Here is a 16506-nt window from a genome sequence, read left to right on the forward strand (position 1 = left end):
TAAGTAATTGACATATTGGTATAGCGATATATAATAATATATAAATCGACGTAAAAAGGAGCGTAAACTGATGCACTATCTATCGGACTATCAGACTTTCAATTCGACACAGGAATTAAACGCAAATGTAGACGCACATTTAAAGAACAACGCGTTCAGCCTTAATGATACGGATAGCGCTGCCCTTAATACTATCGCTCGCTATGCGGTCAAGTTCGCAGGCGCTGCGCATTTAAAAGCGACGACGCTCGCGAAACTAATCGACAAGAGCGAAAAGACGGCGCGCCGTATCGTTAATAAGTTGGCGGAGCTAGGCATTATCGAAAAGGTTGCAACCATGCGCAAAGTAAACGGAGGCAAGGGCGCTAACATACTCCGCGTCCTTCCTTTTAAGCAAAATGAGCTGCGTGCTACTCGCAATGACCAGTCGACTTTGTCCAATCGTGAGGAACGCGAAATGCCTACGGAGACAAAGACGCAAACGACGAAAAATGAAAACGAACCTTTTAATTCTATTAATCTTTCAAAAAACAACGTATTAGATACGTCAGTCATTCCTTCGCAAGCATTGAAAAGCTCGCTACCAAGCGAAATATACGACGCAATGGAACGATATTTTGACGCTGAGGGAATCTATAAATATTACGGCATATTGCTTCGAGCTAAACGATCAATACATAACGATATCATCATCGAGGATAACGCTACTCCGTTTGTAGAAACGTTCTTTAACGCGATATTAAAGTACAAGCAGCGTAAATTACATAGCCTCGAAAATTATTTATACCGCGCTTGGCAGACGACAACATCGCAAGTATTGCGTCAGAATGCTTCCGTAGAGCCTTCGCCAGTGCCGGATTACGATTGGCTGAACTCGTAAAGAAATGCCGCGCTTTTCTTTTATAAAGTGGCGTGTTATACTCAAATGGTCGAAAGATCGGTAAATGACCGTACCAGTGACCGCATCAATTAACGGTTGATATAGCGTATGCTTCTTTTCGGGTCAGAGGTTCGAATCCTCTAAGGCGCGTCAAAGCTCTTAAATCTTCTATAAGGTTTATGAGCTTTTTTTGTATGATTAATTTTAAATTAAGCTTCTAGGCATCTAGTTGAAAGCGTTGTAGAAAAGTAAAAAAAAAGCTTCCATAAATGGAAGCCAACAAGGGGGATTTACACTTGTAATAGAAGTTTCTCCTAATAAATCTTTTTATATACCTATATTTTCTTTATTTTACATATTTCTCTCATTAACAAATTATTTCACTTTTCTAACACATATTATTAGTAAAATAGATGAGAAAGATTAGATGTTTAAGAAAGAGGGGCTTTTTATGAAGAAGTGGATATCAACGTTTTCTGTAATCATGATTATTTTTCTTGCTGCTTGTGGAAATGCGGGGAATGATGCAAACTCTAGTGGTGGCGAAGGATCAGTTCCTGCTGCAATCGATGCCAGTATCTCGATACCAAGTCAGATTAAAAGGAACGAAGAAGTACGCTTAGAAGTTACTGTTACACAGGGAGACGAGTCTGTGGAAGATGCAGATGAAGTAAAATTTGAATTGTGGGAAGATGGGAAAAAGGATAATAGTGAATTAATAGAAGCAGAACATGAGAATGATGGAAAGTATGTTGCATCCTATATATTTGAAAAAGATGCTATCTATCATATTCAGTCACATGTCACCGCAAGAAGTATGCACACTATGCCTAAAGTTAAAGTGGCGGTAGGCAGTGCTGAAATAGATAGCGAAGAAGAAAATCAAGGCCATAGCACACATGAGCATGATGGAAATGTAGCGATACATATAAGTCCTACTGCTGATATTAAGACGAATGAGGAAACTCCATTTGATATTCATATTACGAAAGAAGAACAAGGACTTGAAGAGGCTAATGTGAGGTTAGAAATCGTTCAAACGATTGATGAACATCAGGTGGCTTGGGTAGATGCAGTAGAGGAAACTAGTGGGATGTATACAGCAACACATGCATTTACTGATAATGGAACATACAAGATTGTCGTTCATGTTGAAAATGATGAAGGATTACATGAACATAGTGAATTTGAGGTCATAGTAAAGTAAATTAACAGTAAAAGAAAGATATTTGCATATGCAAATATCTTTTTTATCTTATTTAATAATGTACTTTTGTTACGCAAGTGAAGTTGCCTTTAATATTGATGAATTTTATACTAATCATAATCAAACTTTCACACTATAAAGAAGAAGCCCTTTATAATAGAAGTAAGTAATTGAAATCAGGAGAGAATAACTAATGACAAATACTCATTTATTTTTTAATACAAGCATTGGTAAACAGAAACCTAATAGTATAAGGAATAAAGAACAAGTGTGTCCGTTCTGTCAGAGAGAACAATTGACGAACATTATTGCGGAGGATGGTCCAATCATTTGGTTGGAGAATAAATATCCCGTATTAGAAAATGCTCATCAAACGGTCTTAATCGAGACAGCTGAGTGTGACACGGAACTTTCACAGTATGATGACAACCATTTAGTCAGATTGATTACATTTGGTTTAGACAAGTGGTTAAGTATGGAGAAAAGTGATAAATACAAATCTGTGATTTTTTTCAAGAATCATGGGCCGCATTCAGGTGGAAGCATTGCTCATCCTCATATGCAAATTGTTGGTTTATATGATGTCGTGTATCAAAATAAGGTGCAGGCTGACGATTTTGTAGGAGAATTGATTGATCAACATGGTGATACTGAATTTTCTTTATCGAATAAACCTCGTATTGGTTTTTATGAATTTAATGTTAAATTAGGACAGAAAAAGGATATTGCAGCGTTTGCTAAATATATTCAAATGGCAACCAAATATATTCTGAGGGATTTTCCTTTTACATGTAACAGCTATAATCTATTTTTTTATCATTTCGAGAATGAAATATATGCAAAAATCGTCCCTCGATATGTAACAAGCCCTCTTTTTATCGGATATTTCTTGCCACAAGTACCTAATAACATCATGTGGATGGTAAAGGATATTCAAAGTAAATATGTACAATTATAATAGGTATATTTCTTTGTTACAAAAAAGAAATATACGTAGCTGTTGTGATTTTCATCTAAAAAAAATATAATGAAGTATTGTACACAGATTATTTTTAATGAAGAGCCTTTGTTTCATAAGGAGATTGATTAATGACTTCTAAACGAACGACAACATCGAGAATTGATTATACTTTAGTTCTTATTTTATTTTTATTGTTTTTAGTGAGCTGTATTTCTATATATAGTGCACAAACGACTGAACAATACGGTGAGAATTTTTTACTTAAACAAATTGTATGGTATGTAGTGGGAATAGGGATTATACTAGCAGTCATTACATTAGATGCTGAGCAATTAAAGAAAATTTCTTGGTATGCTTACGGTTTTGGACTATTGCTACTTGGATTTCTTGTTGTCGCACCTGAAAGTATTGCTCCTGTAATTAATGGAGCTAAATCATGGATACGGTTGCCTGGTCTTGGACAAATACAGCCCGCTGAGTTAGTAAAGGTTTTTCTCATATTAGCTCTAGCCAGGGTCATCGATGACCATCATCAAAAGACACAATTAAAAACTGTGAAAACAGATTTTTTCCTATTATTTAAAATGCTAATTGTTACTGGCTTCCCCTTGTTGCTCATCATGCAACAACCAGATTTGGGGACTTCCTTGGTAATTTTAGCGATTTTGCTCGGAATGGTTTTTATCTCAGGTATCACTTGGAAAATACTCGCGCCTATTGTAAGTGTAGGTGTAACTTTAGTTGTTGGTATTTTTTATTTTGTATTGTGGCATCCAGAGTTGTTGGAAAAATATTTGGGCGTGAAGGAATACCAATTGGGGCGAATTTATTCTTGGATCGATCCTTATAATTATCAAAGTTCTACAGGTTTTCAACTAACGCGCTCCTTACTTGCCATCGGTTCTGGTGAGACAACAGGAAAGGGCTACGGCACAAGGGAAGTTTACTTACCAGAAAGTCACACAGACTTTATTTTTAGTATCATAGGAGAAGAGTTCGGTTTTATTGGGGCAAGTGTGGTTGTTAGTTTATTTTTCTTATTGATTTATCATTTAACTAAAATAGGCATCAGTACAAGAACGCCATTCTATACATATGTTTGTGTAGGGGTAATTAGTTTAATAACTTTCCATGTCTTTCAAAATATCGGAATGACAATTGGTGTTTTACCGATTACAGGAATCCCACTACCGTTCATTAGTTATGGAGGAAGCTCACTAATGGGTAATATGCTTGCCATGGGACTAATTTTTTCAATTGGTTTTCATAGTAAACGGTATATGTTTTCCAGATCTTCCTAAGAAAAAGAAACCCGAGAATTTAAAATTCTCGGGTTAATGCTGTTAGATAGATGCACCAGTATCCAGTATGATCACCTTCGGATCAACTTTAATATTTAAGTCAGGATATCCCTCTTTCCATTCTTTATAATCAAAATTCCTTATTTTTGTGCTATAAACCTTACCTATTCCGATTGGGTCGGCATTATCTTCTTGAAAAGACTTAATAAGCGCTGAACATTCATTTTTTATTTTTTTATTGATAAAATTCGTTATCTCTTTTATTTTTTTATCATCGATATTATTTCCGGAATATTCTTTTATATTACCTTGGACTTTAATTTTGATAGTGATGTTTGTTGGATCTTTTTTATCTAATTTATATTTATGATTGGAATGTATACTTTTAATAGCCACTTTTTCACCATCCGGCAAGTCGATAGAGAAGTCACCTCTACTATAACGATCAACGAGTAATTTAAAATAAAATAATTTATCACTTGGGAGAATTTTATATGCAGCATGATCTTTAAATAATGATATGCCCGCTAGTTCGATTTCCTGTTCATTTATTTTTTTGATATGTGGTAAGAAGATATCCTTCCCTTCCTGATAAAAATCTCTCATAAATAAGGTTAAGTTCGTTTTAGGTAAATCTCCATAGTCAATATTATGTTCAATTAAGTCAGAAATAAAGGTTCCATTTCCTTGTGGGCCATATTCTCCTTTTAAAATTTCCTCCGTACTACTATCAGTGGTTGCGAAGTAGATTCGTTTGCCAATGGAAGCATCTCGTTGATAGGCGTCTACATAAACAGTTAATCCACGTTCGGCAATGGCAATATTATATAATGTAAGCCTTAAACCTCCGACTACAATTGGATTGGGTGATTGCCGGTTTGCTTTATACAGTGTCTCTCTCCTGAGATCACCGGTTGTTGTAACAGTTTTGTTCTCTACACTCATTTCTTTGTTGAATATTTCCATAAGAAAGGTTGTCTTTAACAAATGCTCATCACTCGTATCAGGGTCAAAGCCAGTTGCGACTGCAATATTGAGCTCATCTATAATTCTTTTCTGTACACATCCAGTTAGTAAGAACAGGCAGCAAATGATACATATCCATTTTTTCATGTTTTCTTCACCTTCTTTATAATGAGGGATAAACAGTACAAAAAGGGAATATAAACAAATACAAAAGCAAAAGACATCCGTTCAACAATTTGATTAAACCTTTCAATGTCTACGCCTTTCTCAAAAAAAGTAACGATAATGACAGAGATGGCTGAAATCAGTATGGCTCCTTTTCTTTGTTTTAATTTAGTGGCTCTTTTAAGTAACCTTGAAGCAATCCAAAGAGAGAGACATATATTCGGTAATAATATCAAACACCAATTGGCGACCCCAATATACTCAAAGCGTTCAACAAATGGAAATTGCACCATTTGCCACATAGAAAGTGTAGCCCAAATCGTATTTTCTAATTGTTTTTTTGAGAAATAGGAAAAAGCAATAATCGCTAATATCGTATAAAAAATTGTCGTGGTGGCGACTCCAATATGGGCCCATTTTTTCGATTTCTGCGGTTGGTTAATAAAAGGATAGATAAATAAAATCGCTTCAAATCCAACAGAAGTTAGTGACATATGATAAGAAGCTTGAAGTAATTCGGTGATTTTATGTTCCCAAATCGGTAATAAGTGGGTGAAGTCAGCGTACTTTAGAGTAAAGGTGAATGTAAATACTAAATAGGCTGGCAAAATGGTTCCAAAAAAACAAATACCCACAACTGTCCTAAGTCCACCGTATACAATATATATTGCTAGAAGTAAGAACAATACCGAAAACGCAAAATTATTTATGTCTGGAAACATCCATATTTGAATGACTTCGATAAAATTCAATATAAAGGAAAGAAGGTAAGTGATATAAAATAAAACAAAGGCGAAGCTTGCTACCTTACTAATGAATCGCCCAAAAAGAAACTCATGAACGGTAATAATATCTCCATTAACCATTTCACATAATTTGTACATCATCCAAATGACGAGATGAATATAAACACCTAGAATGAGAATGGAAATCCATGCATCATGTCCAGCATAGTCGGCAATAATTCTTTGATATCCTAGAATACCAATGCCAATTTGCATAGAGATCATCACATAAAAAACGAGATAAGGAGATATTTTTAAGTTATTGGGAATCGTTTGGCTTTGCATATTCATCACCTCTACTAAGGCTAGGGTTATTCATCAATGTCTTTTGGGTTTTCAGCTTTCTTCTTATTGAATCGTTTTGGTTTTTGCGTTCTTAAAACATGTGGACGCCTGTACATTTTTTGTAAGGGTGCGCGAATAAGTGTATCCTTCATATCTGCTAATCTAAGTGGGTATATTGGCGCCAAAAAAGGTCTTCCTAGTGAGGTCAGGCGTAATAAGTGGGCAATGAGAATACAGAAACAAAAAAGAATTCCTAATACACCCCAAAATTGTGCAAACAGAAGAAAGGGAAAGCGTAAAACCCTAATTGTATTACCCATTTTATAAACAGGTGTTGTAAAGGAACCTAATGCACCTAATGCGACAAAGATTAACAGTACGTTACTAGTAAGACCGGCTTCAACAGATGCTGTTCCAATAACGATACCACCTACGATACCAATGGTTTGGCCGACTTTAGTAGGGAGCCGTGCCCCTGCCTCACGCAATAATTCAATCGTCAGCTCAAGAAATAATGCTTCGAGAATAGGGGGGAGCGGAATGGTTCTTCTTGATGTTACTAATATCCCTAATAAGTCTGGCGGTATGAGCTCGTATTGATATGTCATAGCTGCAACGTAAATCGGTGTAACCAGTACTGAAAAAACAACAGCAAAAAATCGTACTAAGCGAAAAAATGTAGCGACAATCCAATTGAGAAAATAGTCTTCGAAAGCGCTAAAAAATTCAATTAACGTCGTGGGCGCTATTAACACATGTGGTGAACCATCAACGATTATGGCGATTTTTCCTTCAGCAAGAATAGCAGCTACTCGATCAGGCCTCTCGGTGTCCAGTAATTGTGGAAATAGGGAATTGGAATTATCACTTAATAATTCAACAATATTAGAGCTATCAGAAATCGTGTCAATCTCAATATTTTTTATACGTTGTTTCACAGTATCAACATTGTCTTTATTAGTAATTCCTTCTATATGTAAGACAGCTACTTTTGTTTTCGAAAGTTTACCAACAGTGTATTCTTGTGAAATTAATTCTTTAATAGGTAATCTCTTCCTAATCAAATTTAAGTTTTGACCAATAGCCTCAACAAACGCTTCCTTAGGTCCTATTACAGAAAACTCAATTTCAGGTTGACTGAGAGATCGAACAATTTCTTTCTGAGCGGCAATAAATCCGAAACGATTTTTATCAGAATCTAGTGTAACAAGTACATATCCATTTAATAACTTTTGTTCTATATCGCTTGGATTTTTTAAAATATGAATATCTGCAATGGGAACTATTCTATGCAAATCATCCAGTGATTCAAATTTTTTTGTTAAAAGTGCTGGTAAAGCACTTTCCTGAATAATTTGTTCATCTACTAAAGTCGAATAAAAATGAAAACCAAATCGTTCATTCGTTTTTTCATTAAAATAATAGGTAGACTGAAAATCAGTTGACTGCTTTAATAAAGATTTCCAATCATCATTTTTGATTTTTTTAAACTTATCCCATATGCTCAAAGGTATCACCGTCAATCAGAAGTATTAAATGCATCTAATCAATATTGTTACCAAATTTGGTTGTGTTATGAATGATGATTAAAAAATGGTAAAGGAGAGATACAAGTTGGCTCACGATTTGGATCAGAAGATAGAAGCACTAGTGGAAAAATACACGGAATTGTTATTAGGAGAAAGTGACGAAACATTGCAAGAAGAAGTAAAATCATGGATTATTTATTCATTTATTGCTAAACAGATGCCACCTTTAGTAAAACATTGGAATCAATTGTACCCTGAAGGAAAACAAGAAATGATGGAGCTAATTACAAAGATTAAAGATTTAAATGAAAAACAGCGGCTTCAACAAAAGCCTGATGAAAAAAAGGGATAAAAAATAAGAACAGATGATGACTGTCGGTCAACATCTGTTCCTATTTTATTCCTCACTTATCTTAGCTATTGAATGTTACCGTTTGTTCCATATGGAAACTGTGTAGAGTATCCTTGGAATTGTTGGTAAGATTGTTGCAGACTTTGTTGATCTGCTGCATCAAGACTGTACCAACCTCTTTCAAACATGAGGTTATAAAGATGACGTTGTTCATTCTTTGTTTCAGTAAAAATACGCATAAAATCTTCATAAAGTGTTTGATTACTAACTTCATTTAAATAAATGCTATAAGAATCACTCATGTACTTTTCCATTGCAAGTAGGTCGTTTGTAAAATCACGATCATTCATTTGTGGTGTTTTAGCTATTTGTTTTTCAGGATTTTGTACTTTTTTTGAATTAGTCAACTGAGTTTCCTCCTTATTGCATATTATTAAACGGTTGTGTCGTATTTAGATGTTTCAAAATTTGCTCATAATGACGTTGATGCATTTGTCCACATTGCTCAAAAACAGTTTTTAAAGCAGGGTCTTGGCATTGTACCGCATAGAAATGAGCTTTTTTCATTGCTAATAAATTCCAAGAAAGCATATCATTAAAGTAAAGTGCATCTTTTGTTGATACCATAACTGGGGGTTGCTGCATGATTCCTTGTTGATTCGAGAAGTTTGTATTTTGTTGTTGCATCCCAATACCTCCATTTTGATGATTTTCTTCTAAAATAGTTTGTCAATTGCAGAAAAATTTATGCAGAAAGAAAAAAGTGAAAAAGAAATAAAAAATCTATAAGGAAAATGATTGATTAAATTTTTCAAATATTTTATTATTATAAGTATCAAAGGAATTTCCAAAATTTTTTACAGAAAAAATGAATGAGCATTCATTCAAAATAGAAGGAGGAAGAACAGTTGACCAAACAGATTAGAAAGGCTGCTGTTTTAGGCTCAGGTGTTATGGGCTCTGGAATAGCCGCGCATTTAGCGAATATTGGTATACCAACACTTTTATTAGATATTGTTCCTCGCGAATTAAGTAATGAAGAAGAAGTAAAGGGGATTACCCTTAAGGATAAACAGTTCAAAAATAAAATTGCCGAAAGTGGTAAGCAAAAACTATTAAAGCAAAAACCTGCACCGTTAACAGCAAAGAAAAATATTCATCTTATTGAGGCCGGTAACTTCGATGATGATATGGAGCGCTTGAAAGAAGTGGATTGGATCATTGAGGTGGTAGTAGAAAATCTCAGCGTGAAAAAAGACGTGTTTGCCCAAGTAGATAAATATCGACGTCCTGGAACAATTGTCAGTTCTAATACATCTGGTATTTCTATCGAAGCAATGGCTGAAGGACGTTCTGAAGACTTTAAGAAGCATTTCCTAGGCACTCATTTCTTCAATCCACCACGTTACTTAAAACTATTGGAAGTAATTCCAACTAAGGAAACATCGCCTGAGGTACTTTCTTTTATGCAAACTTTTGGTGAGGATGTTTTAGGAAAAGGTGTTGTTATCGCAAAGGATACACCTAATTTTATTGCCAATAGAATCGGCACATACGGTCTCCTTGTAACAGTACAAGAAATGTTAAAGGGTGGATTTACTGTTGGTGAAGTAGATTCAATTACGGGACCACTTATTGGTAGACCGAAAAGTGCGACTTTCCGTACATTGGACGTTGTTGGTTTAGATACGTTTGCCCATGTAGCTAAAAATGTCTATGACCAAGTAGAAGGTGAAGAAAAACAAGTATTCGATGTACCAGATTTTATTAATAAGATGTTAGACAAAGGCTGGTTAGGCAGTAAGACAGGACAAGGATTTTTCTTAAAACAGGGCAAAGAAATTTTAGAATTAAATCCTAAAACCTTGGAATATGGTCCTCGTAAAAAGTTGAAAACGGCAGCGGTAGAAATAGCTAAACAACAAAAAGGGACAGCAAACAAAATGAAAGCGCTTGTATACGCAGATGATCGCGCTGGAGAATTATTATGGAAGGTGTTATCACCAGCATTAGTATATTCTGCGCAACTCCTAGGGGAAATTGCCGATGATATTCAATCCATTGATGATGCAATGAAATGGGGATTTGGTTGGAATATGGGCCCATTTGAAACATGGGATGCTATTGGTTTGGAACAGTCAGTGAACAAAATGAAAGCAGAAGGATTAGACATTCCAGAATGGGTTGAGAAAATGATCGCTGATGGACATACACAGTTCTATAAGGAAGAGAACGCGACAACTTTTGTGTATGAAAATGGTGAGTATCAGCCGATTAAGTTAAACCCAAAAGTAATAAACTTAAAGCAATTAAAACAAAAACAAGGTGTCATTAAGAAAAATACTGGAGCAAGCTTAATCGACTTAGGCGATGGCGTCGCTATCTTAGAGTTCCATTCAAAGAGTAATGCGATTGGTTTAGACATTATTCAAATGATTAATTTCGCTATTGATGAAGTAGAGAAAAATTATAAAGGTCTTGTTATCTCCAATCAAGGAAAGAACTTCTGTGTCGGTGCCAATATCGGAATGATGTTAATGGAAGCCCAAGATGATAATTACTTCGAATTAGATATGGTGATCAAACAATTCCAAAATGCGATGACGAAAATCAAGTATAGTGCTAAACCAGTCGTAGTGGCTCCATTCGGTATGACACTTGGCGGGGGAGCGGAAGTAGCTTTAAGTGCATCACATGTTCAAGCATCTAGTGAAACTTACATGGGCTTGGTGGAAGCAGGAGTTGGATTAATTCCAGGCGGCGCAGGGAACAAGTCACTATATTTGAAACATTTAGCAAGCATGCCTAAAGGAGTTCAATTTGATCTACAGAACGTAGCCAATAAAGTCTTTGAAACAATTGCGATGGCAAAGGTATCTACATCAGGAGAAGAGGCGAGAGAAAATAACTTCTTGAATACTTCGGATGCAATTAGTGTAAATGGAGATCACCTCATTTATGATGCCAAACAAGCAGTATTAGCATTGGCAAATGCAGGTTACCTTCCACCAGCAAAAGTGAAATTCCCAGTTGTTGGTGAAACAGGGTATGCCGCATTACTTTTAGGTGCTAATTCTATGCATTTATCTGGTTATATTTCGGAACATGATTTAAAAATTGCCAAGGCACTGGCATATGTCATTGCTGGCGGCAAGGTTCCTTTTGGTACAGAAGTAGATGAGCAATATATGTTAGATCTTGAAAGAGAAGCATTTCTAAAACTTATTGCAGAGCCAAAATCTCAACAACGGATGCAACACATGCTCTTAAAGGGTAAACCACTCCGTAACTAATCATAGATTGCTAGAAAGAATAAAAGATACCGAGAGTAGAAGGAGAGGGAAAAAGCAATGAAAGAAGCTGTAATTGTTGCAGGTGCTAGAACACCTGTCGGTAAAGCAAAAAAAGGCTCACTTGCCACTGTTCGGCCAGATGATTTAGGTGCACTTGTTGTAAAAGAAACGTTGAAACGAGCTGGAAATTATGAAGGTAGTATTGATGATTTAATTATTGGTTGTGCCATGCCAGAAGCAGAGCAAGGTTTGAATATGGCCAGAAATATCGGTGCATTAGCTGGGCTTCCAGACTCGGTACCAGCAATCACAGTCAATCGCTATTGCTCATCAGGGTTGCAATCAATCGCTTATGGTGCCGAAAAGATCATGCTTGGTCACGCAGATACAGTAATCGCCGGTGGAGCTGAATCCATGAGTCTTGTACCTATGATGGGTCATGTTGTCCGTCCTAATTTAACTTTAGCCGAGACAGCTCCTAAATATTATATGAGTATGGGGCATACAGCAGAGCAAGTTGCTGGAAAATACGGCATTTCAAGAGAAGAGCAGGATGCATTCGCTGTACGTAGTCATCAAAAAGCAGCGAAAGCAATTAGTGAAGGTAAATTTGCTGATGAAATTACTCCGGTTGATGTCACACTCCGTCAAATTGGATCGGATAATAAAGTGAAAGAACACAACTTCCAGTTTTCACAAGATGAAGGTGTACGGAGTGATTCAACAGTTGCAACATTAGGGAAACTGAGACCAGCTTTTAATGTGAAAGGTTCAGTTACAGCGGGGAATTCATCACAAACAAGTGATGGTGCAGCAGCTGTAATGATTATGGACAGAGAGAAAGCAGATGCACAAGGATTGCAGCCTTTAGTGAAGTTTCGTTCTTTTGCTGTCGGAGGCGTGCCGCCAGAGGTTATGGGGATTGGGCCAATTGTAGCAATTCCTAAAGCTTTAAAACTATCGGGGTTAGAGCTATCAGATGTCGGATTATTCGAACTAAATGAAGCTTTTGCTTCTCAATCCATTCAAGTCATTAGAGAATTAGGGTTGGATGAAGAAAAAGTGAATGTTAACGGGGGAGCTATTGCTTTAGGGCATCCACTGGGGTGTACCGGGGCTAAGCTAACACTATCATTAATTCATGAAATGAAGCGTAGAAACGAGCAATTTGGTGTTGTAACGATGTGCATTGGTGGCGGAATGGGTGCCGCAGGTGTGTTTGAACTTCTTTAAAAACGACTAAGTTCTTTTTTTAAACCAATAGTGTTATAGAGCGGAAGACACTCGACTCCTGCGGTTAATAGATCAAAGAAATCTGAGCCCTGCAAAAAGTGAGTGTCTGATGCGCAATGAACCGAAGTGAAAATTTTATTTAATTATCTTTGAAAAACAAAGTTAACGAAAACTGCAAAAAGCATAAAGAATGAAGATGGAGGATGATGAACGTGTCAAATCAAACTGAAAAATTTATTAAAGGTGGAAGCTTTTTAATTGAAGATATTTCTTATGAAAATATGTACACACCAGAGGATTTTAGCGAAGAGCAAATCATGATTGCGAAGACGACAGAAGATTATGTGACAAATGAAGTGGTACCTCAAGTGGATTATTTAGAACAACATGAATTCGATCGCTCTGTAAAACTATTGAAAAAAGCTGGTGACTTAGGCTTACTTGGTACAGATGTGCCAGAGGAATACGGTGGACTCGGTTTAGATAAGGTAAGTTCAGCACTTATTGCTGAAAAAATGTCACGTGTCGGTGGTTTCTCTATCTCACACGGTGCCCATGTAGGTATTGGTTCTCTTCCAATTGTATTGTTCGGAAATGAAGAGCAAAAGCAAAAATACTTACCGGTGCTTGCGACAGGTGAAAAATTAGCTGCTTATGCACTAACAGAACCAAGTTCAGGATCTGATGCATTAGGAGCAAAAACAACTGCTAAATTAAACGCAGAAGGCACACATTATGTATTAAATGGGGAAAAACAATGGATTACGAATGCTGGGTTTGCCGATGTGTTCGTTGTTTATGCCAAAATAAACGGTGACCAATTCACAGCTTTTATTGTTGAAAGAGAATATCCGGGTGTATCAACAGGTGCTGAAGAAAAGAAAATGGGTATTAAGAGCTCTTCTACAAGAACACTTATTTTAGAAGATGCACAAGTACCAGTTGAAAATGTACTAGGTGAAATTGGTCGTGGTCATGTCATTGCCTTTAACATTTTAAATATTGGTCGTTACAAACTTGGTGTAGGTGCAGTGGGTGGTTCTAAGCATGCCTTTAAATTAGGGGTAGCTTACGCTAACCAACGTCAACAATTCAGTACGCCTATTTCTTCTTTTAATTTAACGAAGGAAAAATTCGGAACAATGGCAAGTAAAATTTATGCAGCTGAAAGCTCCGTTTACCGTACAGTGGGTCTATTTGATGACAGAATGAGTCAACTGAGTGATGAAGAAGTCCAAGACGGTAAAGAAGTAGCGAAGTCTATTGCTGAATATGCAATAGAATGCTCACTTAATAAGTTTTTCTCTACCGAAGTTTTAGATTATGTAGTTGATGAGGCAGTTCAATTACATGGTGGTTATGGCTTTATGGCAGAATATGAAGTAGAAAGAGCTTACCGTGATTCTAGAATCAACCGAATCTTTGAAGGAACAAACGAAATCAATCGTCTTTTAGTACCAGGAACGTATGTTAGAAAAGCAATGAAAGGTGAACTGCCTTTATTCGAAAAAGCAATGGCACTTCAAGAGGAATTGATGATGATGATGCCAGAAGAGCCAGGTACTGAAGCATTAGAGCAAGAGAAATACCTTGTAAAGAACGCTAAGAAAATCGCCTTACTTGCAGCAGGTTTATGTGCACAAAAATACGGAAAAGCTTTGGATAAAGAGCAAGAAGTTCTTGTAAATATTGCTGATCTTGTTTCTTACGCCTATTCTATGGAATCTACTGTTCTTCGTACTGAAAAAGCCATAGTAAAAGACGGAGTAGCAAAAGCGGAACAAAAGCTATTGTACACACAAATTTTCTGCCAAGAAGCATTTAATCAAATTGAGTTAATTGCGAAAGAAACTTTAGTAGGTGTGGAAGAAGGCGATACATTACGAATGATGCTTTCAGCACTTAAGAAGTTTACGAGACATACTCCAACAAATGTAATTGCGAAAAAACGTCAAGCGGCTGAGAAAATTATTGAAGCTGAAAGATTCGTAGTATAATATTTATCTTTAATGAATGGAAGGAAAGTAACCTGTTTACTTCCTCCATTTGCGAACTTTATAACTTGAGGCTCAAGAACGAATGTGGGCCTCTTTGTTTTGTTTTTAATATGATAATAATTACAATTCTTCGTTATGAAAATAAAAAGAAATATGTTATGCTAATGAAACGATAGTATTCATGAATATAGGTATGATAAAATAGGTGGTGAAAACATGGCACTTACTTTCTATTGGTATCCTAAATGTGGTACTTGCCGAAAAGCGAAAAAATGGCTAGATGAACATGAAATAGCCTATGATGCGATACATATAGTGGAAAATCCCCCATCCCGCAAGGAAATAGAAGATTTTTACAAAAAGAGCGGGTTAGAGCTGAAAAAGTTTTTCAACACAAGCGGTCAAAAGTATCGTGAGTTAGGATTAAAAGACCGAGTGAAAACGGCCTCAGAGTCGGAACTGTTGGATTTATTAGCATCGGATGGAATGTTAATTAAACGTCCATTAACAACAGACGGTACGAAAGTAACAGTCGGATTTAAAGAGCTAGAATTTGAACAAAATTGGCTGTAAATGGTGGATGCGCTTTATACGTTTTAAACGATCGTTTATTCGGTCATTAAAATAAACAATTTCCTAAATTAATGGAGGTATGAAACATGAGCACACCTAAAGAATTACGTTATTCAGAAGAACACGAGTGGGTAAAAACAGAAGGAGATAAAGTTCGTATTGGTATTACATACTTTGCTCAATCAGAACTTGGAGATATCGTATTTGTTGAGCTTCCAGAAGTAGGAGATGAAGTAACTGCTGATGAACCGTTTGGTAGCGTAGAATCTGTTAAAACAGTTTCTGAGTTATATGCACCAATTAGTGGTAAAATCGTTGAGATTAACGAAGAACTTAGCGATAGTCCAGAATTTGTGAATGAATCTCCTTACGAGAAAGCATGGATGATCGTTGTTGAGCCATCCGATGCAAGTGAAATTGACAAGCTAATGACAGCTGAACAATATGAAGAAATGACAAAAGAAGATTAATTGCAGTTAAATAAAGAAGGTCAAATCATTAAATGGTTTGACCTTTTTCTAAATTTCTATATAGACATACCAGCTAAGTGTTGAAAAGTTTTCAAATGTAAAAAGGCTTACTATTGTAAAATATATAAATGATATATATTAGGTGATGAGCATGCATATAGAACATGGCAATAAAGTCATTATTGTTGAAGGTAAATCTGACAAACGAAAAGTGAAAGGATTAATCAGAGAACCTGTAGAGATCTTATGTACAAATGGAACGATTGGCACTTCGAAGTTGGATGAATTAATTGATTATTTAATTGGGAAGGAAGTCTATATATTAGTCGATGCTGACGCATCAGGAGAAAAACTTCGTAAACAATTTAAGAGAGAGTTACCAGAGGCAGAGCATATCTATATTGATAAAATGTATCGTGAAGTCGAGGCGGCACCCGCGTATCATTTAGCTACAGCCTTAATAAGTGCAAATATAGATATATATACCGAGTATTTAGATAAAGGATGAT

16 protein-coding genes are annotated in these 16506 nt (G+C 36.1%); 11 read left to right on the plus strand and 5 right to left on the minus strand.

The genetic code is table 11. The features are described from left to right. The first annotated feature begins 70 nt into the window (after positions 1 to 70). From MKX29_RS13090 to rodA, 4 genes are all read left to right on the plus strand, one after another. Complete coding sequence (locus MKX29_RS13090) at positions 71 to 880, plus strand: helix-turn-helix domain-containing protein (RefSeq protein WP_341105918.1); 810 nt, start codon at positions 71 to 73, stop codon at positions 878 to 880. Positions 881 to 1331: 451 nt separating this feature from the next. Continuing rightward, positions 1332 to 2087: a FixH family protein gene (locus MKX29_RS13095; protein ID WP_341105920.1), complete on the plus strand. Its 756-nt coding sequence runs from the start codon at positions 1332 to 1334 to the stop codon at positions 2085 to 2087. Between the two features lie 193 nt (positions 2088 to 2280). After that, positions 2281 to 3045 (plus strand): DUF4931 domain-containing protein, encoded by a 765-nt coding sequence (locus tag MKX29_RS13100; RefSeq protein WP_224938106.1) that lies wholly within the window; start codon positions 2281 to 2283, stop codon positions 3043 to 3045. A gap of 131 nt (positions 3046 to 3176) precedes the next feature. Beyond that, a complete protein-coding gene (rodA, locus tag MKX29_RS13105) occupies positions 3177 to 4349 on the plus strand; it encodes a rod shape-determining protein RodA (protein WP_095371977.1) in 1173 nt (390 codons plus the stop codon). 42 nt (positions 4350 to 4391) lie between these two features. Here rodA and MKX29_RS13110 read toward each other — a convergent pair whose 3' ends face one another. The 3 genes from MKX29_RS13110 to MKX29_RS13120 are packed head-to-tail and all read right to left on the minus strand — an operon-like array spanning position 4392 to position 8058. Then, on the minus strand, positions 4392 to 5462 hold the full coding sequence (locus MKX29_RS13110; RefSeq protein WP_341105924.1) for a Ger(x)C family spore germination protein: 1071 nt from the start codon (positions 5460 to 5462) through the stop codon (positions 4392 to 4394). Then, positions 5459 to 6550: a GerAB/ArcD/ProY family transporter gene (locus tag MKX29_RS13115; RefSeq protein WP_341105925.1), complete on the minus strand. Its 1092-nt coding sequence runs from the start codon at positions 6548 to 6550 to the stop codon at positions 5459 to 5461. The genes MKX29_RS13110 and MKX29_RS13115 overlap by 4 nt, the downstream gene beginning before the upstream one ends. A gap of 26 nt (positions 6551 to 6576) precedes the next feature. Beyond that, entirely contained in the window at positions 6577 to 8058 is a 1482-nt protein-coding gene (locus MKX29_RS13120; RefSeq protein WP_341105927.1) for a spore germination protein, read from the minus strand. A 106-nt stretch (positions 8059 to 8164) separates the two neighbouring features. Between MKX29_RS13120 and MKX29_RS13125 the strand changes: the two genes are divergently transcribed. After that, a complete protein-coding gene (locus MKX29_RS13125; RefSeq protein ID WP_224938102.1) occupies positions 8165 to 8431 on the plus strand; it encodes a DUF2573 family protein in 267 nt (88 codons plus the stop codon). Positions 8432 to 8496: 65 nt separating this feature from the next. On the opposite strand, the gene MKX29_RS13130 is transcribed toward MKX29_RS13125, so the two are convergent. Both MKX29_RS13130 and MKX29_RS13135 read right to left on the minus strand, forming a co-directional pair. Beyond that, positions 8497 to 8781, minus strand: a complete 285-nt coding sequence (locus MKX29_RS13130; RefSeq protein WP_224938121.1) for a spore coat protein — start codon at positions 8779 to 8781, stop codon at positions 8497 to 8499. 70 nt (positions 8782 to 8851) lie between these two features. Continuing rightward, entirely contained in the window at positions 8852 to 9118 is a 267-nt protein-coding gene (locus MKX29_RS13135) for a hypothetical protein (protein WP_224938101.1), read from the minus strand. 221 nt (positions 9119 to 9339) lie between these two features. On the opposite strand from MKX29_RS13135, the gene MKX29_RS13140 reads away from it, so the two are divergent. From MKX29_RS13140 to MKX29_RS13165, 6 genes are all read left to right on the plus strand, one after another. Beyond that, the gene (locus tag MKX29_RS13140) at positions 9340 to 11724 is read left to right on the plus strand and encodes a 3-hydroxyacyl-CoA dehydrogenase/enoyl-CoA hydratase family protein (RefSeq protein WP_251163586.1); all 2385 of its coding nucleotides are present in this window, start codon (positions 9340 to 9342) and stop codon (positions 11722 to 11724) included. A 57-nt stretch (positions 11725 to 11781) separates the two neighbouring features. Then, on the plus strand, positions 11782 to 12957 hold the full coding sequence (locus MKX29_RS13145) for an acetyl-CoA C-acetyltransferase (RefSeq protein ID WP_341105932.1): 1176 nt from the start codon (positions 11782 to 11784) through the stop codon (positions 12955 to 12957). 212 nt (positions 12958 to 13169) lie between these two features. Further along, positions 13170 to 14954, plus strand: coding sequence for an acyl-CoA dehydrogenase family protein (locus MKX29_RS13150; RefSeq protein ID WP_341105934.1), 1785 nt, complete (start codon positions 13170 to 13172; stop codon positions 14952 to 14954). 216 nt (positions 14955 to 15170) lie between these two features. After that, complete coding sequence (locus tag MKX29_RS13155; protein ID WP_224938097.1) at positions 15171 to 15527, plus strand: arsenate reductase family protein; 357 nt, start codon at positions 15171 to 15173, stop codon at positions 15525 to 15527. 86 nt (positions 15528 to 15613) lie between these two features. Further along, positions 15614 to 15997 (plus strand): glycine cleavage system protein GcvH, encoded by a 384-nt coding sequence (gene gcvH / locus MKX29_RS13160; protein WP_095371986.1) that lies wholly within the window; start codon positions 15614 to 15616, stop codon positions 15995 to 15997. Positions 15998 to 16142: 145 nt separating this feature from the next. Continuing rightward, positions 16143 to 16505: a toprim domain-containing protein gene (locus MKX29_RS13165; protein ID WP_373370966.1), complete on the plus strand. Its 363-nt coding sequence runs from the start codon at positions 16143 to 16145 to the stop codon at positions 16503 to 16505. Position 16506: the final 1 nt, after the last annotated feature.

This window comes from Cytobacillus sp. FSL R7-0696, assembly GCF_038006865.1.
Taxonomy (GTDB): Bacteria; Bacillota; Bacilli; order Bacillales; family Cytobacillaceae; genus Cytobacillus; species Cytobacillus kochii.

What these genes read in the sequence shown, in the direction of transcription:
- MKX29_RS13155 (WP_224938097.1), top strand. Translation starts at nt 15,171, where the DNA reads ATGGCACTTACTTTCTATTGGTATCCTAAATGTGGTACTTGCCGAAAA.
- MKX29_RS13095 (WP_341105920.1), top strand. Translation starts at nt 1,332, where the DNA reads ATGAAGAAGTGGATATCAACGTTTTCTGTAATCATGATTATTTTTCTT.
- rodA (WP_095371977.1), top strand. Translation starts at nt 3,177, where the DNA reads ATGACTTCTAAACGAACGACAACATCGAGAATTGATTATACTTTAGTT.
- MKX29_RS13145 (WP_341105932.1), top strand. Translation starts at nt 11,782, where the DNA reads ATGAAAGAAGCTGTAATTGTTGCAGGTGCTAGAACACCTGTCGGTAAA.
- MKX29_RS13110 (WP_341105924.1), bottom strand. Translation starts at nt 5,462, where the DNA reads ATGAAAAAATGGATATGTATCATTTGCTGCCTGTTCTTACTAACTGGA.
- MKX29_RS13135 (WP_224938101.1), bottom strand. Translation starts at nt 9,118, where the DNA reads ATGCAACAACAAAATACAAACTTCTCGAATCAACAAGGAATCATGCAG.
- MKX29_RS13165 (WP_373370966.1), top strand. Translation starts at nt 16,143, where the DNA reads ATGAGCATGCATATAGAACATGGCAATAAAGTCATTATTGTTGAAGGT.
- MKX29_RS13115 (WP_341105925.1), bottom strand. Translation starts at nt 6,550, where the DNA reads ATGCAAAGCCAAACGATTCCCAATAACTTAAAAATATCTCCTTATCTC.
- gcvH (WP_095371986.1), top strand. Translation starts at nt 15,614, where the DNA reads ATGAGCACACCTAAAGAATTACGTTATTCAGAAGAACACGAGTGGGTA.
- MKX29_RS13130 (WP_224938121.1), bottom strand. Translation starts at nt 8,781, where the DNA reads ATGAATGATCGTGATTTTACAAACGACCTACTTGCAATGGAAAAGTAC.
- MKX29_RS13100 (WP_224938106.1), top strand. Translation starts at nt 2,281, where the DNA reads ATGACAAATACTCATTTATTTTTTAATACAAGCATTGGTAAACAGAAA.
- MKX29_RS13090 (WP_341105918.1), top strand. Translation starts at nt 71, where the DNA reads ATGCACTATCTATCGGACTATCAGACTTTCAATTCGACACAGGAATTA.